The following is a 22,183-nucleotide window of genomic DNA, read 5'->3' as shown; positions in this document are numbered from 1 at the left end:
GGACCGCCTACTATGGAAAGCCTGGTCCAAAGGTGATGCGCCTGGGCCTCGAAGCCTTCCGTCGCATCAAATACGGCACCACTTTGAGGCTCAAAAATGTGTGAATCGGATAGCCGGTGACCGGGCTTTCTTGCCACCGTCGCCCGCGGCAGCTCTTGCTGCTCGCGAGCTTAGCGCCAGCGTCGGGGCGCCAGGACCACACGACTTCGCCGTCCGCTGATGTCACGTTCGTCAGTCGCAACACCCGCGTCCACCGCATCTCACCGCAACGTTCGTGACGATCGCGAGCCGCCCCTCATCCGCCGTGAGACACGCGGAGTTAAATCACTGATTTGCCCGACGGCGAAAGCGGAATATTTTTCGCAGCAAGACTGGACAGACTTTTGGTGATTTGCCCCGTCGGGTTGTGACGCATTGCAGCAGCTAAGCTCGAGCTGCCGGCAGGTCCTTTGCCCGGTCGTTGCGATCAGCGTCGACTTGCCGAACTGTTTCCGCTGCAGCGAGCGCCTTTTTGCGCCCGAGCTTCCGGACGACTGTATAAAAGGCTGGCGTAAACAAGAGGCCGAAGGCGGTCACTCCCAGCATTCCCGCGAAGACCGCCGTGCCGAGCGATTGACGCATTTCCGAACCCGCCCCGGTTGCGACCACGAGAGGTGCAACACCGAAGATGAACGCCAGCGACGTCATCAAGATCGGCCGCAGCCGCGTGCGCGCCGCGCTAACGGCGGCCTCGCCGGGCGTGGCGCCGGCTTCCTCGGTTTGCCGTGCGAATTCCACGATCAGGATCGCGTTCTTTGCAGCGAGTCCGACCAACACGACGAAGCCGATCTGCGCCAGCACGTCGATCGCCATGCCGCGCATCAAAAGTCCTGTCACGGAGGCGAGCAGGCACATTGGAACGATCATCACCACCGCGAGCGGCAGGTTCCAGCTCTCATATTGCGCAGCGAGCACCAGGAAGACGAACAAGGCGGCTGCGCCGAACACCAGCAAGGACGAGGTCCCCGGCTGTTGCTGCTGGAAAGCAAGCTCGGTCCATTCAAAGCCGATGCCTGGCGGCAGCACCTCGTGCGCCAGCTCCTCCATGCGGTGCAACGCGGTGCCGGTCGCGACGCCTGGCGCCGCGACGCCCATCACTTCAGCAGCGGGGAATAGATCGTAACGAGGCACGCGATAGGGTGCGTTCTCGGATTTCAACCGCGCCACCGTGCCGACCGGCACCATCTCGCCGGAGGCGTTGCGCGCCTTCAGCCGCGCGATGTCGTGCGGATCCTGGCGGAACGAGCCGTCGGCCTGCGCGATGACTTGGTAGGTTCGGCCGAGATAGTTGAAGTCGTTGACATATTGCGAGCCGAGATAGACTTGCAGGGTGTTGAAGACGTCGGTGGGCGTCAGCCCGACCTTCTCGGCTTTCTCCCGATCGATATCGGCATAAACCGAAGGCGAGCGCGTACCGAACAGAGTAAAGACGCCCGAGAAGCTCGGATCCTTGTTGGCGGCTGCGACCAGTGCCTGTGCCGCTTTCGACAGCGCCTCCGAGCCGAGACCGGCGCGATCCTGCAGCATCATCTTGAAGCCGCCAGCATTGCCGATGCCCTGCACCGGCGGCGGCGGGATCGTCAGCACATAGGCTTCCTGGATCACCGAGAGGCGCTTGCGCAGATCGGCGAGCACGCTCGGTGCGGTCAGGCCAGGCACATCATGGTTATAGAGCGATGGCAGGCCGGAAAAGATCGTGCCGGCATTGGAGGCGATGGTGAAGGTGGTTGCATCCAGTCCTGCGAACGGCGCGACATGCTCGACACCGGGCGTGGTCATGATGATCTCGATCGCCTTCTTGACCACCGCCTCCGTGCGCTCGAGCGAAGCGCCGGGCGGCAGTTGCACGACGGTGATGAGATAGCCCTGATCTTGCTCCGGAATAAAGCCGGTAGGAGCGCGGGCGAATTGAAAGCCGGCCACGCCGATCAGCCCGGCGTAGACCACAAGCACGACGCCGGTGATCTGCACCAGCCGCCGCGTCAGCCGTCCGTAGCTCGTCGACAGCCACTCGAAGCCGAGATTGAACCGCGCAAATCCAGCTTGCACCAGCCGGGCGATCCATGGGCCGCGCGGCTTCTGGCCGTGCTCGTGAGCCTTGAACAACACCGCGCACAGGGCAGGGCTCAGGGTCAGCGAGACAAAGCACGAGATCAGGGTGGAGACGGCGATCGTGACCGCGAACTGGCGAAAGAACTGCCCGGTAATACCCGACAGGAAGGCGGAGGGCACGAACACCGCGCATAGCGTCAGCGCAATCGAGATCAGCGCTCCGCCGACCTCGTCCATTGTGACATGGGCGGCTTGGGCGGGCGTCATGCCGCGTTCGAGATTGCGTTCGACATTCTCCACCACGACAATGGCGTCATCGACGACAATGCCGACCGCGAGCACGAGGCCGAACAGCGACAGGTTGTTCAGCGATATTCCGAGCGCGTAGAGGAAGGTGAAAGTGCCGACCAGCGACACCGGGATTGCGATCACCGGAATGATCGCAGCGCGCCAGCTCTGCAGGAACAGGAACACGACGCCAACCACCAGGAGGATCGCGATGAAGATGGTCTTGATCACCTCGTCGACCGATTTGCCGACGAAAATGGTGGGGTCGTAAATGATCTTGTACTGCAGGCCGGGCGGGAAGTCCTTGCCCAGCTTTTCCATCGCATCGAGCACTTCGTGCTCGACGGCGAGGGAATTGGCGCCCGGCTGGGCGAAGATCAGGAGCGGCAGGCCCGGCTCGCGATCCATGTAGGCGGACGATCCATAATCGGAAGCGCCGATCTCGACGCGGCCCACATCGCGCAGCCGCGTCACGCGGCCCTCGTTATCCGACTTCAGGACGATGGCGGCGAACTGTTCTGGTGTCGACAGGCGCCCAAGCGTCTGCACGTTGATCTGATAGGCCTGCTTGGAGGCGACCGGCGGCTGGTTCAGCACGCCCGCCGAAACCTGGACATTCTGGGCGCGCAGCGCGGCGAGCACCTCGCTCGCGTTCATGTCGTGCGCGGCGACCTTGTCGGGATCGAGCCAGATGCGCATGGCGTATTCGCGTCCACCTTGCATCTGCACGTCGCCGACGCCCGGCAGCCGCGCCAGCACGTCCTTTACGTGCAAGGTCGCGTAGTTCGATGTGTAGAGCAGGTCCCGCGACGAGTCGGGCGAATAAAGATGCACCGCGAGCAGGATGTTTGGCGTCGACTTGCGCACCTGAACGCCGAGCCGCTGGACGTCCTCCGGCAGCCGGGGAAGCGCATCCTGGACGCGGTTCTGCGTGAGCATCTGCGCGACGTTGAGGTCGGTCCCGATGCGAAACGTCACGGTGACGGTGAGCTTGCCGTCGCCAGTGGACTGACTGCTCATGTAGATCATGTTCTCGACACCGTTGATCTGCTGCTCGAGCGGCGTCGCCACTGTGCGCGATACCGTCTCGGCAGATGCGCCGGGATAAGTGGTGGTGATCTGGACCGTCGGCGGCACGATCTCCGGATATTGCGCGATCGGCAGGATGGCGAGCGCGCCGAGGCCGATCAGCGTCAGGAAGACGGAGAGGACAGTCGCAAAAATCGGCCGGTCGATGAAGCTGTGGGTCACGGGGAAGCTCCTGTCTTCTCGGTCCTGGTTTTTAGCCTTTGCCGTTAACCTTGGCCGTCAGCCTTGGCCGTCGGCGGCAGCGTCGTAGTGGATGACGCCGTCCTGCGGCGCCACCTTGGTGCCGGGAATGGCGCGTACCAGGCCGTCGATGACGACGCGGTCGCTAGCCTCGAGGCCCGACCGGATCACGCGCAATCCGCCGCGAAGATCGCCGGTGGTTACGATCTTTGGTTTCACGGTCGCATCAGGACCGACGGTCATGACCAGCCGCTGCGACTGGTCGAGCATGACAGCGGCGTCCGGCAGGAGATAAACTTGGCTCGGCGGCGCGATCGCAACTCGCAGCCGTGCGAATTGGCCTGGCGCCAGGAACATATCCGGGTTCGGCACCGTGGCGCGGGCATGAATCGTGCCGCTGGAGCGATCGAGCGCATTGTCGATGAAGTCCAGCGTGCCCTCGCGGATGAAACTGTTCTCGTCGCTGAGGCTGATCGCGACCTTGTTGGCGAGCGGACCGCCAACGCGGGCGCGCTCGCGCGAGAACGTCAGGAAATCCGATTCGCTCATGTCGAAATCGAGATAAAGAGGATCGAGCGAGACCAACGTCGTGAGCAGCGTGGTCGGACTGGTTGCGGCACGGCTGCCCGCGACCAGGCTTCCGATCGAAACCTGGCGCGCGCCGATGCGCCCGGTGAACGGCGCCCGTACGCGGCAGTATTCAAGGTCGAGTTGCGCATCCCGCACCCGCGCCTTGGCGTCGTCGACCGCGGCCCGCGACGCATCCTGCTCGTTGGTGCGCTGGTCGACCGTCTCCTGCGTTGCGAACTCGTTGCGCTTGAGCGATTGCGCGCGCGAAAGCTGGTTGCTGGCAAGCGCCACGCGGGCCATTGCGGTCTCAAGCGCGGCTTGCGCCTGCGCCAACCTGATCTCGTAGGGCCGCGGGTCGATCACGAACAGCAGGTCGCCCTTGTGGACGATCTGGCCATCCTTGAAATGAATCTCGGTCAGGGTGCCACCCACCTGGGCTCGCAATTCAACGCGGTCGATAGCGGAGAACTGTCCGAGGAAACCGACCCTGGTATCGACCTCACGCTGCAAGGGCTGGCTCACCGTCACCGGCAGGGGAGGCGCTGACGCGGCCGCCTGGTCTGCGTTGCGAGGCGCAAAGCCCAGGTAGACAAGGAGCGCGGCAAGCACCGCTATTGCAGCGATTGCGGCCGTTCTCCATGTCCGCTGGCGCGGAGCCGGCGGCTTCAGCGGTTCTCGTTCAATGTTCGAATGATCGCTGATCTGATCCATGAGGCTACCATCAGTCCTTGCCATGCCGGCAGTTCGGCCGAAGCTCTGCCGGCCTGCCGAATCACACCGGCCAGTCCAGGTTTCGGGAGGAGGTCTCGCCAGGCAGTTATTTCGGAAGCGGATAAGTTGTGTTCGGGGTTGAAATTTGGAGGGGGAACTCCAATATGCTTCGCGAGATATAAACTTGGGGAGGCGCTGTTCAAGGATTTTTGGAGTGATGACACCAAAAATAAATCAAGGGAAGAAAATTCAGGCAAAGAACGCTCAGGACGAGAAGCGCGGCCGGGGCCGGCCGGCCGTATTCGACCGTGACGCCGCGCTGCAGGAGGCGATGAAGCTGTTCTGGGAGCGCGGCTATGAGGGCACGTCGTTCAACGACCTCATCGCCGCGATGGGGATCAGTGCGTCGAGCTTCTACAACTCGTTCGGCAGCAAGGAAGATCTCTATTGCGAAGCCACGCATTCCTTTCTCGAATGGTCCGGCCAATGGTTCTTTTCCATTCTCAACGATCCTTCAATCGACACCAGGACCGCGTTCGCTCGCCTGTTCGAGGCGACCGCAGAAGAGTTCACCCGCGGCGATCATCCGCTCGGCTGCATGATCTCGCTTGCGGGCACGCATTGCGCACCGGGAATGAAAAACATTCGCGACATGATGGCGGAGCATCGCGCTTTTTCTGAAGGCGCGATGGCTGCACGCATCCGAAAAGGCGTGATGGATGGCGACGTAGCCCGAGATGTCGATTGCGAAATGCTGGCCGCCTACTACAGCGCGGTCGCACGCGGGCTTGCGGTGCAAGCGCGCGATGGGGCTACGCGGACGAAATTGTCTGAAATTGGCCGGCTGGCCATGCGTGCGTGGCCGATGACAAAGAGTGACGATCACAGCTCGGCCGCGCTCGCCGCTGATCGGTCGCGTGAGGCCTGATCTATCGCCCACGATCAGATTGCAGCGGGCCGCGGAAGGTAACCCATACGAACAAGGTCCACCGCGAAAGATTGCGGTAGACCTTGACGATTCTGCAGCACAGCTTGCGCGGCTGCCCGAATTACTTCTGCGCCGTTACCATCGGGCAAACGCTGCTCGAGAGCGGCGGAAATGCGTCCTTGCCTTCGACGGTCGCGAGTATCCTGAAGACATCGGACGGGTCGGACACCTCGCTCGCCTTCTTGACCTCGGCGAGGTACATGTCGTGCACCATCAGGTTGTCGGCGCGAAGCTTGCCGTTTCGCGCGAAAGCATCATTGAAGGTGCGGCCCTGCAAATCCTTGACGACGGCGGCCGGATCCTTGGTGTTCGCGGCCTGAACCGATTTGATGTAGTTCAACGCGGACGAATACACGCCTGCCTGCATCATGCTCGGCGGTTTTCCCATCTTGGCGGCATAGCGCTTTGCGAATTCGCGCGTCCGGTCATCCATGTTCCAATAGAAGCCGATGGTCGCAAGCAGGCCCTGCGCGCTCTTCAGACCAATGCTTTGTATGTCATTGACGTCAATCAAGAGGGCGATCATCCGCTGGCCGCCACTGGTGAGGCCGAATTCTTCCGCCTGCTTGATGCCGTTCTGAGTGTCCGCGCCGGCGTTCGCGAGTGCGATGACTTTCGCGCCCGAAGACTTGGCCGTCAGAAGGACCGAACTGAAATCCGCCGTATTGATCGGATGCGGCGCATGCCCCAGTGACTTCCCGCCGCCCTTGGTCACGACTTCCGTAACATCGCGCTCGAGCGCATGGCCGAAAGTGTAGTCAGCAACAACAAAGAACCACGTGTCGGCTCCACGCTTCAGCAACGCTTTCCCGGCTACGTTCGCGAGTGCGTAGGTATTGTATGTCCATTGGATGAAATTAGGAGAACATAGCTTTCCACTCAGATCCGCGGAGCCGCCCGCGGATGTGATGAACATCTTGTTTCGATCCTTGGCGAAGTTCTGGACCGCAATGCAGACTGATGACACCGGCACGTCGAGGATGACGTCGACGCCATCCTGATCGTACCATTGGCGCGCAATATTTCCGCCGAGGTCGGGCTTGTTCTGGTGATCGGCCGAAATCAGCTCGATGGGTTTGCCCAGGACGCTGCCGCCACACTCCTCGATCGCCAATTGGGCGGCCGCCACCGATCCCTTACCGCTATTATCTGCGAACAGGCCATTCATGTCCGTCAGGACACCGAACTTTAACGGCGTATCTCCCGCGGCGCGGACAATCGCCGGCGAGAAGACCGTGGCACCAAGGCCAGCGAGAAATGTGCGCCGTTTCATCTTTTCACTCCCTTTTTTATTTTGCTGCAGTTTGCGTTGTCACTCGCAGTTCTGCAAGTCATCCGTCAAGGGAAAGCGGGAGCAATCCACACAAGCGCCATCAGTCCCACTGTTTTTGAATGCCATATCCCAGCCGCTTCGAAATCCCGCCAGCACACTCGCATAGGGCATTTGCGATTGCGCTGTTCCAGCCTGCATCGAACGTGGCCTCGGGTCCCATCGCGGTGATGACGAGTGCGACGTGGCCGGCGTGATCGAACACCGGCGCTGCGAGGGCATTGACGCCGGGCAGGGGATCGCCGAGCGCGCGCGCGAGCCCGTGCTTGCGCACTGCGGCGAGCATGTCGGAAACCTTGGCGCCCTTCGTCACGCGTTTCGGATTGTAGCCGACGCCAAAGCGGTCAAGGGCGCTGTCGAGGGCGGCATCGATCGTCTTTGATGGCAGGAATGCCGCAAACGCGCGGCCGGTGGCGGTTTCGAGCAAGGCCATGACCGAGCCGACGCGCATCGCGATGTGCACGGGATGACTGGGTTCCTCGATCTGCACCACCGTCGGACCATGGCTGCCCCAGACGGCGAGCGAAACTGCATGATCGATGGTGTCGGCGAGCATCCTGATCTTTGATGTGGCGATCCGCACGGCCGAGAGGCGGCGCAGGCTGATGAGCCCAAGCTCCAGCGCCAACGCTCCAATCTCATAGCGTCCCGTGGTCTCGTCCTGCTCGATGAGCCTAATGCGCGAAAAGCTCACGAGATAGGGATGAGCCTTCGCCGGAGCCATCCCGGCCTCACGCGCCAGATCGCGCAGCATCATTGGCTCTCCGCTGCTCGCGAGGGCGCGGAGCAATTGTCCGCCGACCTCGATCGACTGAATGCCGCGGCTTCCTGGTTTCATAGGCCCCCGTTCACGCCGCGCTACGCTCCACAGCGCTTTCGGCGAGATGACGCCCGGCAATGTAGCCGAAGGTCAGCGCAGGCCCAAGCGTGATGCCCGCGCCCGGATAATTCCCGCCCATGATGCTCGCCATGTCGTTGCCGGCGGCATAGAGGCCGGGGATGACGCGGCCCTCGGCATCGAGCACGCGTGCATTCGCATCGGTGACGATGCCGGCATAGGTGCCGAGATCGCCGATCACCATCTTGATGGCATAGAAGGGGCCCTGGGCTACCGGTGCCACGCAGGGGTTCGGGCCGTGCAGCGCGTCGCCCTGGTAGCGGTTATAGGCCTTGGAGCCCTTGCCGAAGGCGGCGTCGTGTCCTTGCGCCGCGGTGGCGTTGAATTGCGCGACCGTTGCGACGAGACCCTTCGCATCGATGCCGGCCCGTGCTGCAAGCGCCTCCAGTGTATCGCCGCGCATGAGATAGCCGGTGCGCAGATGATGGCCGAGCGGCATGGGAAAGGGCGGCACACAGCCGAGGCCATACTTCCGTAGCGTCTTGTGGTCGCAGATGAGGAAGGCCGCGATCTCCTCGCCCGGCTTCGCGGCCTTCATCATTGCCTGGACGAAGTCGTGATAGGAGTTGCCTTCATTGGCAAAGCGATTGCCGTCACGCATCACTGCGACCACGCCCGGCTTTGCGCGGTCGATGAAATGCGGCATCACGCCGCTTGAGCCATCCTTGCGCTTCGTCAGCGAAACCGGCACCCAGGCGGCCGCATTCGGCAGGCGATCCTCAATGCGTCCGCCGGCTGTTTCCGCAAGCCGCAGGCCGTCACCGGTATTGCCAGTCGGTCCCGGCGAATAATGCTCGGCGCCCGTTGGCGCGTGTGGAAACATCTTCCTGCGCCGCGCCACGTCATGCGGGAAGCCGCCGCAGGCGAGCACGACGCCGCACCGCGCGCGGACGCGCACGTTGCGGCCGTCACGCGCAATGATCGCGCCGGTCACAGCGCCATCCTCGATCGTCAGCTCGCGAACCGGCGAGGACAGCCACATTGGGATGTTGAGGTCGAGGGCGGATTTCCTCAGTCGTCCTGCGAGCGCATTGCCGTTGGTCAACGTCATACCGCGGCCGTAGCGCAGCACGTCCATGAGATGACGCGACAGGCGCTTGGCGACATAGATCGCTGACGTCAGCGATTTCGTCGCCCGCATGAAATGGATGATCTCCTTGCCTGAGCCGAGCATCATGCCGAACACAGTGAGTTCGGGCAGGGGCGAACCGAGCGTCTTGATGTGGTCGCCGAGCTCGCGTCCGTCGAACGGCCGCGTCACCATCGAGCGGCCGCCTTGTACGCCGCCGGGCGCCTCGGCATGATAGTCCGGAAAAACCAGCGGCATGTCGAAGCGCAGCGCAGTCTTGGTCGTGAAGAAGTCCACCGCCTCGGGGCCCGCGCTGAGAAACGCGTCGACGCGCGCGGCGTCGTAATTGTTGCCGGCTTCGTGCCGCAGATATGTGCGCGCCTGGTCCGGCGTCTCCTCGATGCCGTAGGCGCGCGCGAGCGACGTACCGGGGATCCAGAGCCAGCCGCCGGAGCGGGCGGTGGTGCCGCCGAAGCGCGGCTCCTTCTCTACGATCAGCACGTCGAGACCACGCGAGCGCGCGGTGATCGCGGCCGACATGCCCGCTGCACCTGATCCGACCACGAGCACATCGCACTCGTGGGTGTCGCCTGCATTGCGCTCGTTGCCAATCATGCTCGGCCTCACTTCTTCAGGAGCGGGCACTTCGACTCGGAGACCGGACGATAGGCGTCTTCGCCCTTCACGGTCTTGACGATCTCGAGATAATCCCAGGGCTCCTTGGACTGCTCGGGCGATTTCACCTTCGCAAGATACATCGTGCGGATGACACGGCCATCCTCGCGCAGCTTGCCGCCATGGACGAACACATCCTCGATCGGCAGCTCGCGCATCTTGGCCATCACCTTCGCCGGGTCGTCGGTGCCGGCGGCCTTTATCGCCTTCAGATAATGCAGCACGGAGCCGTAGACTCCGGTCTGGATCATGGTCGGCATGACGTTTGCGCGGGCGAAGAATTTTTTTGACCAGGCGCGGGTCGCCTCATCCATGTTCCAGTAGGATGCCGTGGTCATGTAGGTACCCTGCGCGGCCTTCAGCCCGATCGCGTGCACGTCGGTGTCGAACATCAACAGGCCCACGAGCTTCTGGCCGCCTTGGACCAGGCCGAATTCGCCGGACTGCTTGATGGCATTGTCGGTGTCCTGGCCGGCATTGGCAAAGGCGACCACGTCGGCTTTCGAACTCTGCGCCTGGAGCGCGAAGGAAGAGAAGTCGGCCGTGTTGGTCGGATGCCGCACGCTACCGACCACTTTGCCGCCCCGCTCGTTGATGAAACGAGTGGCGTCCTTCTCGAGCTGCTGCCCGAAGGCGTAGTCTGCGGTGACGAAGAACCAGGATTTTCCGCCTTCGTTGATCATGGCTGACGCGGTCACCTTGGACAGTGCGTAGGTGTCGTAGCTGAAATGCACAGTGTTCGGGCTGCACAGCTCGTCCGTCAGCGAGCTCGCGCCAGGACCTGAGAGCAGCGCGATCTTGTTGCGCTCGCGCACCATGTTATGCACGGCAATGGCGATGCCGGAGTTGGGGATGTCGACGACGGCGTCGACCTTGCCATGATCGAACCAGCCGCGCACGACCTGCACGCCGACGTCGGTCTTCATCTGATGGTCGGCGCTGATGATCTCGATCGGCTTACCGAGCACGGTAAGGCCGAATTCCTCGACTGCCATTTTGGCGGCTTCGACCGAACCCGGGCCGCTGTTGTCGCGACCCCAACTCGACAGGTCCGTCAGAACGCCGATCCGCACCACGTCGTCGGATACCTGCGCGCTTGCTGCCGATGTCACGGCCACGAGCATGGCGCAGGCCAAGAGCCCTCTCATTGTCGTTTCCTCTCGCTGCCGCTTGGCGGCTGTTTTGCGTTGGCCGCAAGTTAGATATAGTGAAATTTGTTTGTCAATAACGAAATCCCGTCGACGGGCGTCAAATCGGGTTCACCCGACTTCCCTGGGCGTTTGATCCGTAAGGATGGCGATTTCGCCCGTCGTGGGCGCCAATGCTGTGCTTTAGCGCCGAGGCAAGCAGCCGCTCGAGGTCTAAGCATTTGCGGAGCGTACGGAGGTTTCGATGACCTCAGAATTCAATGTCCGCAACGGATTGATAGATCGCTCGAGCCAGCATCAGTTTCGTCCCGGAATTCGTCGTCGGGAAAGCTACAAACTGGTCTGGTCGCATCACGCGCAAAACAAAAAGGCGCCCGAGTGGGGCGCCTTTCGCATCGTTGCGGCAGTGAAAGCTCACTGCGAATAGTACATGTCGAACTCGACCGGATGCGGGGTCATCTCGAAGCGCTCGACTTCGGTCATCTTGAGTTCGATGTAGGCGTCGATGAAGTCGTCGTCGAACACGCCGCCGGCCTTCAGGAACGCGCGGTCCTTGTCGAGGTTTTCCAGTGCCTCGCGCAGGCTGCCGCACACGGTCGGGATCGACTTCAGCTCTTCCTTCGGCAGGTCGTAGAGGTCCTTGTCCATCGCCGGGCCCGGATCGAGCTTGTTCTTGATGCCGTCGAGGCCGGCCATCAGCATCGCGGCGAAGCCGAGATAGGGGTTGGCCATCGGATCGGGGAAGCGGACCTCGACGCGCTTGGCCTTCGGCGAGGCGGTGTAGGGGATGCGGCAGGAGGCCGAGCGGTTGCGCGCCGAGTAGGCGAGCAGCACGGGAGCCTCATAGCCCGGCACCAGACGCTTGTAGGAGTTGGTGGACGGGTTGGTGAAGGCGTTGATCGCCTTGGCGTGCTTGATGATGCCGGCGATGTAGGAGAGGCAGGTCTCCGAGAGGTCGGAGTACTTGTTGCCGGCGAACACCGGCTTGCCTTCCTTCCAGATCGACTGATGAACGTGCATGCCCGAGCCGTTGTCGCCATAGACCGGCTTCGGCATGAAGGTGGCGGTCTTGCCGTAGATGTGCGCGACCTGGTGGATGCAGTACTTGTAGATCTGCATATGGTCCGCCATCAGCGTCAGCGTGTCGAACTTCATGCCGAGCTCGTGCTGGGCGGAAGCCACCTCATGGTGATGCTTCTCGACCTTGACGCCCATCTTGGCCATGGCGCCGAGCATTTCCGAGCGCATGTCCTGCACCGAGTCCTGCGGGGGCACCGGGAAATAGCCGCCCTTGGTGCGGATGCGGTGGCCGAGATTGCCGCCTTCATATTCGGTGTCGGAGTTGGTCGGAAGTTCCGAGGAGTCGAGCCTGAAGCCGGTGTTGTAGGGCGTTGCCGAATAGCGCACGTCGTCGAACACGAAGAACTCAGCCTCGGGACCGACATAGACGGCGTCGCCGACGCCCATCGACTTCACCATCGCTTCCGCCTTCTTGGCGATGCCGCGCGGATCGCGGTTGTAGGGCTCGCCGGTGGTCGGCTCGAGCACGTCGCAGGTGATCACCATCGTGGTCTCGGCGAAGAACGGGTCGATCGTCGCGGTGACGGGATCGGGCATCAGGCACATGTCGGACTCGTTGATCGCCTTCCAGCCGGCGATCGAGGAGCCGTCGAACATCGTGCCTTCGGCGAAGATGTCCTCGTCGATCATGCTGACGTCGAAGGTCACGTGCTGCCACTTGCCGCGCGGATCGGTGAAGCGAAGATCGACGTATTTGACGTCGTTGTCCTTGATCGATTTCAGGACGTCTTTGGCGGTCTTCATGAGTATCCCTTTTGACTTTGCGGGTCGGTTTCCAGGTGAGCGACGTTGTTCTCGCTTTGGCCGGGTTCGCGCGATGATACAAACGAAATCAGGCCGCCAAAGGCAGCCTTATTCTCTTATTGGGCCGCAAGCGGATAGCACCGCGCTCAAATAGCGTCCAGCCCGGATTCGCCGGTCCGGATGCGGATCGCTTCCTCGATGTTGGAAACGAAAATCTTGCCGTCGCCGATGCGGCCCGTCTGCGCCGCGCGGCGGATCGCATCGATCGCCTTCTCGACCAGGTCGTCGCCGATCACGATCTCGATCTTCACCTTGGGCAGGAAGTCGACGATGTATTCGGCGCCGCGATAGAGTTCGGCGTGACCCTTCTGCCGTCCAAACCCCTTGGCTTCCGTTACCGTGATGCCCTGAAGTCCGACTTCCTGAAGCGCTTCTTTCACCTCGTCGAGCTTGAACGGCTTGATGATGGCTTCGATTTTCTTCACTGAAGGCCTCCCGGGCATTTCCAGAATACAGAGTGTAGCTAGGTGCGATGCGCGTGGCGCAATCAGTTCGATCCGTCAACTCCCTGCGGAGCCGGAAACGCCCATCACGGCCGTGCACGGCGGCCGTCCTGAGCGGCTTCCTCAAAAGCAGGGTCTATGCCAAGTTACAAATGTCCCTGATTTCGGAATGTTATCAGCCTTTTAACGGCAGACAGACAAGGTTGGACCGACCGCCCCATGATACCGAAGCCTTCAAAATAGGCAAACGGATGAATTGGTGTGCATTCATCGGCGGAAGATCGACGCGTGCCGGGCGAGATGCCTGCCGAAAAGGCTGATAGATCGAGGATTCAGCATGGAAGTCCTGACCACGGCTGAAATGGAACGCGCCGATCGGCTGACCATTGCTGGGGGCACACCTGGCTTTTCGCTGATGATGAGCGCGGGGCAGGCGGTCGCCGAAGCGGCCATGGACCTGCTCGAGGAGGGACCGATCCTGGTGGTGGCCGGCCGCGGCAACAATGGCGGCGATGGCTTTGTCGCCGCCGCCGAACTCGCCGCCCGAGGGCGGGAAGTCTCGGTCATCCTGTTGTGCGAGCGCGACAGCCTGAGGGGCGACGCGGCGCTGGCTGCACGCGGCTGGAAATATCCGGTGCTGCCGTTCAACCCGCAGGCGATCGGCAAGCCCGCGCTGATCATCGATGCGCTGTTCGGCGCCGGGCTCGACCGTCCCGTTAAGGGCGAACCCTATGACATGATCGGGGCGGTCAACGCCCATGACGTGCCGGTGCTTGCCATCGACCTGCCGAGCGGCATCAACGGCACCACCGGTGCTCCGATGGGGATTGCGATCCGCGCCACCGAGACCGTGACCTTCTTCCGGCGCAAGCCGGCGCATCTGCTGTTGCCGGGCCGGGTACATTGCGGCCGCGTCCGCGTCGCAGACATCGGCATCGATCCGAAGGTGCTGGCAGAAATCCGCCCCGCAACCTTCGAGAACGTTCCGTCGACCTGGCAGCACGCGTTTCCGGTGCCGAAGATCGACGGCCACAAATATTCCCGCGGCCACGTCCTTGCCGTCTCCGGCGACACCGCCGCGACCGGCGCCTCGCGGCTTGCCGCGCGCGGCGCGCTGCGGGCAGGAGCGGGCCTGGTGACGCTGGCCTCGCCGAGCGATGCGCTGGCGGTGAACGCCGCGGCGCTGACGGCGGTGATGGTCCGCGCGGTCGACAATGCGATCCAGTTCGCCGATCTCCTGAACGACAGGCGGCTGAACACGAGCGTGATCGGCCCCGGCGCCGGCGTCGGCCCTCGTACGCGAGATTTCGTCCACACCGCGCTTGCGGCGAAGCGTAACCTGGTGCTGGACGCCGATGCGCTGACCAGTTTTGCCGATGCGCCGGAGCGGCTGTTCGAAGCGATCAGGGCGTCCCACGGTGCACAGGTGGTACTGACGCCGCATGAGGGCGAGTTCCCGCGGCTGTTCAGCGATATCAGCAACAAGTATCCCGGTCGCTCCAAGCTCGAGCGCGTGCGCACCGCCGCCGAGCGCTCCGGCGCGGTGGTGCTGTTGAAGGGACCGGACACGGTGGTGGCCGCGCCCGATGACCGTGCCACCATCGCCTCCAACGCGCCGCCATGGCTCGCCACCGCCGGCGCCGGCGACGTGCTGTCCGGCATCATCGCGGGGCTGCTCGCGCAGGGCACCCCCGCCTTCGAGGCCGCCAGCATCGGCGCCTGGATGCATGGTGAAGCCGCGGCCGAAGCCGGGCCGGGCCTGATCGCGGAAGACCTTCCCGAAACGCTGCCGGCGGTCTTCCGCCGCCTGTATGACGAGTTGGGGATTGAGTATTGAGGATTCGTAGGATGGAACGCTACGTGAGCTGATATTTCGCCACCGCCGGCTCGTTCCATTCCAGCCCGAAGCCCGGGCCGCGGGCGGTGACTGCGCCGTCGATGACCTCGGCCGGTTTTGCCAGGATGGCGCTGGAGAGGTCGAGGAATTCGAGCCAATGCGCGGTCGGCGTCACCGCGAGCACGTGGGAGCTGGCTTCCGCGAACAGATGGCTCGACATCGGGATCGAGGCGGCATCCGCTTGACCGGCGACCTGCAGCCAGCCGGTGACGCCGCCGACCTTCATCAGATCGGGCATGATGAAATCGCTGGCGCCGACCGAGATCGCCTCGGCAAAGCCGCGGGGGAACCACCAATTCTCGCCGGCCTGGATCGGGATCGGCGAGTCCATCCGGACACTGGCGTGGCCGGAGAGATTTTCCTGCGGCACGGGCTCCTCGACCCAATGCAGGTCGTAGGGCGCAAGGCGGGCGATGCGGCGTTTGGCCTCCGCCGGATCGAGCGACTGGTTGAAGTCGATCATCAAGGCGATGTCCGGCCCGATGACGGCGCGTACGCCCTTGACCACGCGCTCGTCATTGGCGGCATCGCCGTCGCCGCCCTTGATCTTGATGCCGCGAAAGCCCTGGTCGAGTGAGCGACGCAGCGCCCGCTCGTCGGCTGTCGGATCGACCACGCCATAGCTGTCATAGGCGGGGAGCGGGCGCGCCGATCCGCCGAGCAACTCGGCGACTGGCTTGTTCGCGATCTGCCCCAGCGCGTCCCAACAGGCCATGTCGAGGCCGGAGACGGCCATGCCGACCAGACCCTGCCAGCCCAGCAGGCGGAATTTGGCGTCCATCGCCTTCATCAGGTCGAAGGGGGCGACCGGCCGGCCGGCGAGCTCGCGCCCGGTCTCCTCGACCAGATGAACCAGCGGTTTAAGTGTGAGGCTGGTGTAGGCGAAGATGTAGGAACGGCCGGTAACGCCCTGATCGGTTTCGATATCGATCAGGACCAGCGGCCCGGAATCGATCAGGCCGAAGGCGTTCTTCACAGCACGCTTGAGCGGCACGACGACGGCTCGCGCCTTGATGCCGCGAATCGCTGGAACTGTTTGGCCCATGGTCGTTTCCTCTTGTTCTTATTCGACACTGTACCATCGCACGAGCCGTGGCGCCGCCCAATCGGTCGCGACCTGTTCGATGAGGTAGCGGCCGGCGTACTCGGCCTGAAAGGCGATGCGCTGGGTCTGGCCCGGTTCGATCGCGAGCGTGTCGAGCCAGAACGGCTTCCAGCCGTCGTCGAGCCGGTCGAGCAGGCGGAAGTGATGACCGTGGAGGTGAAAGACGGTGGCGATGGCAGCGCGGTTGGTGAGCGCCAGCACCACCGCGCGGCCGATCTTGGCGCGGAAGGCAGGCGGTGCGGAGGGGCTGAAGCTGGCCGGGCGCGTCCAGTTGGCCGGCGCGCCGAGGACCAGTTCGAACCGCTGCGCATTCTTGAGCTCAACGTGCGCCGGCAGGCCATTGGAGGGAAGCGGAGGGGCCGATGGCTGCGGAGCGGCGCGCAGCGGAGCATCGCCGGAAAGCACGAGTCGTCCGACGGCGCGCGCCTCTTTGCCGTCATGGAGCAGGATCGATGCGGTCGCGGCTGTATCGACAAAGGCATCGGCGCGGCCACCGGGCGCCAGCACGAGCGCGCCATTGCGCGCCGGGAACGGCTCGGCTGGCTCGCCGTCGATGGCCATGACGCGGACCTCGTGGCCTTCCAATTTCGCTGCGAGCACAGTGCGTTGGGAGGCGTTGATGAAGCGGAGCCGCAGGCGTTCATTGGCGCGTGCTGAGAGCTCGAATGAAGTCTGGCCGTTAACGGTATAGACCGGCGTCGCATCCTTGGCGTCCGTCCCCGGCGCAACGGCGGTGCCATCCGGCTGCAGCCGCCATTCCTCGATCATGAGCACCTCGTCGCGGTCGGCGGAGACCCGCTCGGTTTCGAGGACGATCAGTGGCTTTGCGCGCAAAGGGCGCGGCTGGCCGTCATTCAGGAGGCCGGGGTCGCACAGGAAAGTGCCCGCATGGAGCAGTGGAAGCTGGAAGCTCTCTTTTGCCCCGGCGGCAAGCGGGGGGCGGGCGAGCAGGGGCTCGCCGGCGGGCGCGCCGTCGATTCCCCGGCAGTACACTGCAAGCGGCGCGGGGAGATCGTTGCTGAGCGCCACCTCGATGGTCTCACCGCGATTCGCCCTGATGTCCTCGCCCGGGAAAGACCAGATCGGCGTGGCCATGCCGCCCTGGCGCAGCACCAGGCTGTGGGCTCTCGCGGAAAGGGCAAGTGAACGGCGGGCTTGCGCCAAGGTTGCGGCGGGAAGCCCTGCTTCCAGCGCAGCAGCGCCCAATCCCGTGAGCAGGGTGCGTCGATCGAGCATCGGAAAAAGGCTTGCCATCGGCCCGATCCGGACCATTTTTGCACCTGTGAGTCCAGCGGACATTGAGCCGAGTGGACATCCGAAAAAGGCCATTTTTTTGCTGCGTGGGGGCAGGGCCATGCTATAAGCCGCCGCCCGCGGCATCGCGGCCGGAGATGATGCGCCAAGCGGGTGTGGCGGAACTGGTAGACGCGCTGGATTTAGGTTCCAGTGACGAAAGTTGTGGGGGTTCGAGTCCCTCCACCCGCACCAAGCGCTCATCCAGCGTTTGCATGATCCCTTTCTGGAGGGCCTGTCTCTTTATTTCGAGAGACGGGTCCGCCGAATCACCGGCGCAGGCGTTGAGCTACGCGTCGAACCATTGACACAGTCGCGCCAACCGAGGCGCGACAGAAGCGGAAGAAGAAGATGCAGGTCACCGAGACCCTGAATGAGGGACTGAAGCACGAGTTCAAGATCAGCGTTCCCGCCACCGACCTCGATGCCAAGGCGGACGCGAAGCTTGTCGACCTGAAGGACAAGGTCCGCATCAACGGTTTCCGTCCGGGCAAGGTACCGGTCAGCCATCTCAAGAAGATCTACGGCCGCTCGGTGATGGCGGAGACCATCGACCAGACCATTCGCGACACCAACACGCAGATCTTCACCGACCGCGGCTTCCGCCTTGCGACCGAGCCGAAGATCACGATGCCGACGGAGCAGAAAGAGGTCGAGGAGCTGCTCGCCGGCAAGAGCGACCTCACCTACACGGTGGCGATCGAGGTCGTGCCGCCGATCACGCTCGCCGATTTCAAGACCTTCCAGGTCGAGAAGCCGGTCGCCGACGTAACCGACGCCGATGTCGACGAGGCGATCAAACGCATCGCCGACCAGAGCCGCCCCTATTCGGCCAAGAGCGAGGGCGCGAAGGCGGAGAACGGCGATCGCGTCACCATCAACTTCAAGGGCACCATCAACGGTGAAGCCTTCGAGGGCGGAACCGGCGAGGGCATCCAGGTCGTGCTCGGCGCCGGCCAGTTCATTCCCGGCTTCGAGGAGCAGTTGATCGGCATTGGCGCAGGCGAGACGCGCACGCTGCAGGTCACTTTCCCGAAGAACTACGCGAGCGAAAAGCTCGCCGGCCAGCCGGCCGAATTCGAGACCACCGCGACCGCTGTGGAAGCACCCGGCGAGACCGTGATCGATGAAGAGTTCGCCAAGACACTCGGCCTGGAATCGCTCGACAAGCTGAAGGAAGCCGTGCGGGCGCGGCTGACGGCCGAATTCGCCACCGGGACGCGTCAGCGCGTCAAGCGCGCGCTGCTCGACCAGCTCGACGAGAACCACAAGTTCGAGGCGCCGCCGTCGCTGATCGACGAGGAGTTCAACTTGATGTGGAACTCGATCAAGGCCGAGATGGATTCCGCCGGCAAGACCTTTGCCGACGAGAACACCACCGAGGACGCCGCCAAGGAAGAGTACCGCAAGATTGCCGACCGTCGCGTGCGGCTTGGCCTGGTGCTGTCGGAGATCGGTGAGAAGAACAAGATCACGGTGTCCGACGATGAGGTCGGCCGCGCCGTCATCGAGCGCGCGCGTCAGATGCCGGGCCGCGAGAAGGAGGTCTGGGACTTCTACCGCAACAACGCCCAGGCGCTCGCCCAGCTCCGTGCCCCGATCTATGAGGACAAGGTGGTCGATTTCATCCTCGAACTCGCCAACGTGACCGAGAAGAAGGTCTCGAAGGAAGATCTGTTCAAGGATGAAGACGCCGAGAAAACTGCGGCGTAATCCCGGCACCTCGTGTTAATGATGAACGGCGAAACCGGCCCGGCGACCGCATTCCGTCGCTAGGCGGGACCAGCCGAATCGGTTTGAGTTGCCGCGTTCGGACCTAGCCATCTGTGCGGTCTTGCCGCCGCGAAAATGGCGCATATCTGAGCGCAGCTTAACGCAGTCCTGCATCACGGGACGACCGTCCGTCCGGGCCAGCCGGCGGACGTTCGGCCCCGCCAACTCCAGGGGTAATCCCATGCGCGATCCCGTTGAAACCTACATGAACCTCGTGCCGATGGTCGTCGAACAGACCAACCGCGGTGAGCGCGCCTACGACATCTTCTCGCGCCTGCTGAAGGAGCGCATCATCTTCGTGACCGGCCCGGTCGAGGATGGCATGTCGACGCTGATCGTCGCGCAGCTTCTGTTCCTCGAGGCCGAGAATCCGAAGAAGGAAATCTCGATGTACATCAACTCGCCGGGCGGCGTGGTGACATCGGGTCTTGCGATCTACGACACCATGCAATTCATCCGCCCGCCGGTGTCGACGCTGTGCACGGGGCAGGCGGCTTCGATGGGATCGCTGTTGCTCGCCGCTGGCGAGAAGGATATGCGCTTCACGCTGCCGAACTCGCGCATCATGGTGCACCAGCCCTCCGGTGGTTTCCAGGGCCAGGCCACCGACATCATGCTGCACGCGCAGGAGATCCTGAATCTCAAGAAGCGGCTGAACGAAATCTACGTCAAGCACACCGGCCAGACCTACAAGGCCATCGAGGATGCGCTCGAGCGCGACAAGTTCCTCACGGCGGATGACGCGAAAGCGTTTGGTCTCGTCGACAAGGTGATCGACAAGCGTCCTGACGATCCGGCTGCAGCAAAAGCCGCGTAGTCTTACGGGATCGCTTGCGCGATTTTGGCGTTGACGACGAAATCCCTGTCGGCAAACTCAGGCGATTGCGGTGCAGTATGCCCCAAGTTGGGCAGAAAGTTCCGCTTTCGCATCGCTCTGTCGCGTGGCAATCTCGCAACGACCGTGCGTTTTCGACAGGTTATCCACGTGCGGACGTTATAAATCACGGTATTGTCACGGTGCCCGGCAAGCACCCGGTTAGCGAATTCTTGATAGTCGGATGACAGCATGGTTGGCTCTGGCGTATCGGATGTAGTTGCGGGGGAGATTCGACTGAACCGCGATTCGCCGGGTCAGTATTAAGTAGGGTCTTTTTTGGTACGGTTTTTGCTCTATCTACACCTAAAGCCCGGACAGTCCCGGAATAGGTCGATGGAGCGACGGGTTCGAACGGCGGACGGAGATAAGAATGAGTAAGGTCGGCACGAGCGATTCCAAGAACACGCTATATTGCTCGTTCTGCGGCAAGAGCCAGCACGAAGTCCGCAAGCTGATCGCGGGTCCCACCGTTTTCATCTGCGACGAGTGCGTTGAGCTCTGCATGGACATCATTCGCGAGGAGAACAAGTCCTCGCTGGTGAAGTCGCGCGACGGCATCCCGACTCCGAAAGAAATCTGCAAGGTGCTGGACGATTACGTCATCGGCCAGAGCCATGCGAAGAAGGTGCTGTCGGTTGCCGTGCACAATCACTACAAGCGGCTCAATCACCAGACCAAGCACAACGACGTCGAGCTCGCGAAGTCGAACATCCTGCTGATCGGTCCGACCGGCTCGGGCAAGACGCTGCTCGCGCAGACGCTGGCGCGCATCCTCGATGTGCCCTTCACGATGGCGGACGCGACGACGCTCACGGAAGCCGGCTATGTCGGCGAGGACGTTGAGAACATCATCCTGAAGCTGCTGCAGGCGGCCGACTACAATGTCGAGCGCGCGCAGCGCGGCATCGTCTACATCGACGAGATCGACAAGATCAGCCGCAAGTCGGATAATCCCTCGATCACGCGCGACGTGTCGGGTGAGGGTGTCCAGCAGGCGCTGCTCAAGATCATGGAAGGCACGGTGGCTTCCGTTCCGCCGCAGGGCGGCCGAAAGCATCCGCAGCAGGAATTCCTGCAGGTCGACACCACCAACATCCTGTTCATCTGCGGCGGCGCCTTCTCCGGGTTGGAGAAGATCATCTCCGCACGCGGCCGCTCGACCTCGATCGGCTTTGCGGCGCAGGTGCTCGCGCCGGAAGATCGCCGCACCGGTGAGATTTTCCGCCACGTCGAACCGGAGGATTTGCTGAAGTACGGTCTGATCCCGGAATTCGTCGGCCGCTTGCCGGTGGTCGCGACGCTGGAGGATCTCGACGAGACCTCGCTGAAGAAGATCCTGACCGATCCGAAGAACGCCCTGGTCAAGCAGTATCAGCGGCTGTTCGAGATGGAGAATATCGAGCTGACCTTCGCTGATGAGGCGCTTGGCGCGGTCGCCCGCAAGGCGATCGAACGCAAGACCGGCGCGCGCGGGTTGCGCTCGATCCTGGAGAGCATCCTGCTCGAGACCATGTTCGATCTTCCGGGCCTCGAAGGCGTGGAGGAGGTTGTGATCTCGCGCGAGGTGGTGGAGGGAACGGCCCGTCCGCTGTACATCTACGCGGATCGTTCCGACCGCGCGGTCGAGAGCAGCGCGAGCGCCTGATCGCGCTCGCGGGCGGCCGCCGAATGAACGAAAATACCGATGGCTGCCGGATTCCCGGTGGCCATTTCGATGTAATTAATGCTGCGTGTTTATTCCGGATTTTCCGGTATTTCTAAGTACTTGACACCCCCATGGCCGATAGCCACCTAATGCTGTCGGTGATGAAGATTTACGTCTCAAGATTCGTCATCTGATATCTGAAACGAGCGGCCGAGGGCCGAGCGACATT

Annotated in this window: 17 protein-coding genes and 1 tRNA gene; 7 read left to right on the top strand and 11 right to left on the bottom strand. The window is 62.8% G+C overall.

Features of this window, described 5'->3' with window-relative positions; genetic code table 11:
* Positions 1-423: 423 nt before the first annotated feature.
* Complete coding sequence (locus ACZIRK_RS27105) at positions 424-3,630, bottom strand: efflux RND transporter permease subunit (protein ID WP_463328400.1); 3,207 nt, start codon at positions 3,628-3,630, stop codon at positions 424-426.
* A gap of 57 nt (positions 3,631-3,687) precedes the next feature.
* Entirely contained in the window at positions 3,688-4,929 is a 1,242-nt protein-coding gene (locus tag ACZIRK_RS27100; protein ID WP_463328399.1) for an efflux RND transporter periplasmic adaptor subunit, read from the bottom strand.
* A 217-nt stretch (positions 4,930-5,146) separates the two neighbouring features.
* Here ACZIRK_RS27100 and ACZIRK_RS27095 point away from each other — a divergent pair, with 217 nt between their 5' ends.
* Positions 5,147-5,857 (top strand): TetR/AcrR family transcriptional regulator, encoded by a 711-nt coding sequence (locus tag ACZIRK_RS27095; RefSeq protein ID WP_207231053.1) that lies wholly within the window; start codon positions 5,147-5,149, stop codon positions 5,855-5,857.
* Between the two features lie 121 nt (positions 5,858-5,978).
* Here the strand turns inward: ACZIRK_RS27095 and ACZIRK_RS27090 are convergent, their stop codons facing one another.
* The 4 genes from ACZIRK_RS27090 to ACZIRK_RS27075 form a co-directional block, all read right to left on the bottom strand.
* A complete protein-coding gene (locus ACZIRK_RS27090) occupies positions 5,979-7,190 on the bottom strand; it encodes an ABC transporter substrate-binding protein (protein ID WP_130227033.1) in 1,212 nt (403 codons plus the stop codon).
* Between the two features lie 100 nt (positions 7,191-7,290).
* A complete protein-coding gene (locus tag ACZIRK_RS27085) occupies positions 7,291-8,085 on the bottom strand; it encodes an IclR family transcriptional regulator (RefSeq protein WP_463328398.1) in 795 nt (264 codons plus the stop codon).
* A gap of 10 nt (positions 8,086-8,095) precedes the next feature.
* Positions 8,096-9,829, bottom strand: a complete 1,734-nt coding sequence (locus ACZIRK_RS27080) for an FAD-dependent oxidoreductase (protein ID WP_130227031.1) — start codon at positions 9,827-9,829, stop codon at positions 8,096-8,098.
* 8 nt (positions 9,830-9,837) lie between these two features.
* Positions 9,838-11,037, bottom strand: a complete 1,200-nt coding sequence (locus ACZIRK_RS27075) for an ABC transporter substrate-binding protein (RefSeq protein WP_130227030.1) — start codon at positions 11,035-11,037, stop codon at positions 9,838-9,840.
* 244 nt (positions 11,038-11,281) lie between these two features.
* Between ACZIRK_RS27075 and ACZIRK_RS27070 the strand changes: the two genes are divergently transcribed.
* The gene (locus ACZIRK_RS27070; protein WP_130227029.1) at positions 11,282-11,464 is read left to right on the top strand and encodes a hypothetical protein; all 183 of its coding nucleotides are present in this window, start codon (positions 11,282-11,284) and stop codon (positions 11,462-11,464) included.
* Here ACZIRK_RS27070 and glnA read toward each other — a convergent pair.
* Entirely contained in the window at positions 11,452-12,861 is a 1,410-nt protein-coding gene (gene glnA, locus ACZIRK_RS27065) for a type I glutamate--ammonia ligase (protein ID WP_028162827.1), read from the bottom strand. The genes ACZIRK_RS27070 and glnA overlap by 13 nt on opposite strands.
* A gap of 146 nt (positions 12,862-13,007) precedes the next feature.
* Positions 13,008-13,346 carry a P-II family nitrogen regulator gene (locus ACZIRK_RS27060; RefSeq protein ID WP_011441447.1) on the bottom strand — a complete coding sequence of 113 codons (339 nt, stop codon included), beginning with the start codon at positions 13,344-13,346 and terminating at the stop codon, positions 13,008-13,010.
* Positions 13,347-13,701: 355 nt separating this feature from the next.
* Here ACZIRK_RS27060 and ACZIRK_RS27055 point away from each other — a divergent pair, with 355 nt between their 5' ends.
* Positions 13,702-15,201 (top strand): NAD(P)H-hydrate dehydratase, encoded by a 1,500-nt coding sequence (locus ACZIRK_RS27055; protein WP_130227028.1) that lies wholly within the window; start codon positions 13,702-13,704, stop codon positions 15,199-15,201.
* A gap of 19 nt (positions 15,202-15,220) precedes the next feature.
* Here the strand turns inward: ACZIRK_RS27055 and ACZIRK_RS27050 are convergent, their stop codons facing one another.
* Together ACZIRK_RS27050 and ACZIRK_RS27045 are read right to left on the bottom strand one after the other, a co-directional pair.
* Complete coding sequence (locus tag ACZIRK_RS27050; RefSeq protein WP_130227027.1) at positions 15,221-16,306, bottom strand: enolase C-terminal domain-like protein; 1,086 nt, start codon at positions 16,304-16,306, stop codon at positions 15,221-15,223.
* 18 nt (positions 16,307-16,324) lie between these two features.
* Positions 16,325-17,620, bottom strand: a complete 1,296-nt coding sequence (locus tag ACZIRK_RS27045) for a multicopper oxidase family protein (RefSeq protein ID WP_463328397.1) — start codon at positions 17,618-17,620, stop codon at positions 16,325-16,327.
* 149 nt (positions 17,621-17,769) lie between these two features.
* Here ACZIRK_RS27045 and ACZIRK_RS27040 point away from each other — a divergent pair.
* The 3 genes from ACZIRK_RS27040 to ACZIRK_RS27030 all read left to right on the top strand — a co-directional run bounded on the left by ACZIRK_RS27040 (position 17,770) and on the right by ACZIRK_RS27030 (position 20,249).
* Positions 17,770-17,854, top strand: a tRNA-Leu gene (locus tag ACZIRK_RS27040).
* Between the two features lie 156 nt (positions 17,855-18,010).
* Positions 18,011-19,372: a trigger factor gene (gene tig / locus ACZIRK_RS27035; protein ID WP_130227026.1), complete on the top strand. Its 1,362-nt coding sequence runs from the start codon at positions 18,011-18,013 to the stop codon at positions 19,370-19,372.
* A gap of 241 nt (positions 19,373-19,613) precedes the next feature.
* On the top strand, positions 19,614-20,249 hold the full coding sequence (locus ACZIRK_RS27030; RefSeq protein ID WP_028162822.1) for an ATP-dependent Clp protease proteolytic subunit: 636 nt from the start codon (positions 19,614-19,616) through the stop codon (positions 20,247-20,249).
* Positions 20,250-20,251: 2 nt separating this feature from the next.
* On the opposite strand, the gene ACZIRK_RS27025 is transcribed toward ACZIRK_RS27030, so the two are convergent.
* Positions 20,252-20,500, bottom strand: a complete 249-nt coding sequence (locus tag ACZIRK_RS27025) for a hypothetical protein (protein WP_130227025.1) — start codon at positions 20,498-20,500, stop codon at positions 20,252-20,254.
* A 179-nt stretch (positions 20,501-20,679) separates the two neighbouring features.
* On the opposite strand from ACZIRK_RS27025, the gene clpX reads away from it, so the two are divergent.
* Positions 20,680-21,954, top strand: a complete 1,275-nt coding sequence (gene clpX / locus ACZIRK_RS27020) for an ATP-dependent Clp protease ATP-binding subunit ClpX (protein WP_024506813.1) — start codon at positions 20,680-20,682, stop codon at positions 21,952-21,954.
* Positions 21,955-22,183 lie beyond the last annotated feature (229 nt).

This window comes from Bradyrhizobium sp. Leo114 (assembly GCF_055229415.2).
This window is presented reverse-complemented; position numbering and strand designations above follow the sequence as displayed.

Excerpts from the sequence above, each read along its gene's own strand:
- ACZIRK_RS27090 (WP_130227033.1), bottom strand. The coding sequence starts at position 7,190 with ATGAAACGGCGCACATTTCTCGCTGGCCTTGGTGCCACGGTCTTCTCG.
- ACZIRK_RS27050 (WP_130227027.1), bottom strand. The coding sequence starts at position 16,306 with ATGGGCCAAACAGTTCCAGCGATTCGCGGCATCAAGGCGCGAGCCGTC.
- ACZIRK_RS27070 (WP_130227029.1), top strand. The coding sequence starts at position 11,282 with ATGACCTCAGAATTCAATGTCCGCAACGGATTGATAGATCGCTCGAGC.
- ACZIRK_RS27075 (WP_130227030.1), bottom strand. The coding sequence starts at position 11,037 with ATGAGAGGGCTCTTGGCCTGCGCCATGCTCGTGGCCGTGACATCGGCA.
- ACZIRK_RS27085 (WP_463328398.1), bottom strand. The coding sequence starts at position 8,085 with ATGAAACCAGGAAGCCGCGGCATTCAGTCGATCGAGGTCGGCGGACAA.
- clpX (WP_024506813.1), top strand. The coding sequence starts at position 20,680 with ATGAGTAAGGTCGGCACGAGCGATTCCAAGAACACGCTATATTGCTCG.
- ACZIRK_RS27080 (WP_130227031.1), bottom strand. The coding sequence starts at position 9,829 with ATGATTGGCAACGAGCGCAATGCAGGCGACACCCACGAGTGCGATGTG.
- ACZIRK_RS27025 (WP_130227025.1), bottom strand. The coding sequence starts at position 20,500 with ATGCTGTCATCCGACTATCAAGAATTCGCTAACCGGGTGCTTGCCGGG.
- tig (WP_130227026.1), top strand. The coding sequence starts at position 18,011 with ATGCAGGTCACCGAGACCCTGAATGAGGGACTGAAGCACGAGTTCAAG.
- ACZIRK_RS27030 (WP_028162822.1), top strand. The coding sequence starts at position 19,614 with ATGCGCGATCCCGTTGAAACCTACATGAACCTCGTGCCGATGGTCGTC.
- ACZIRK_RS27045 (WP_463328397.1), bottom strand. The coding sequence starts at position 17,620 with ATGGCAAGCCTTTTTCCGATGCTCGATCGACGCACCCTGCTCACGGGA.
- ACZIRK_RS27055 (WP_130227028.1), top strand. The coding sequence starts at position 13,702 with ATGGAAGTCCTGACCACGGCTGAAATGGAACGCGCCGATCGGCTGACC.
- ACZIRK_RS27095 (WP_207231053.1), top strand. The coding sequence starts at position 5,147 with ATGACACCAAAAATAAATCAAGGGAAGAAAATTCAGGCAAAGAACGCT.
- ACZIRK_RS27100 (WP_463328399.1), bottom strand. The coding sequence starts at position 4,929 with ATGGATCAGATCAGCGATCATTCGAACATTGAACGAGAACCGCTGAAG.
- glnA (WP_028162827.1), bottom strand. The coding sequence starts at position 12,861 with ATGAAGACCGCCAAAGACGTCCTGAAATCGATCAAGGACAACGACGTC.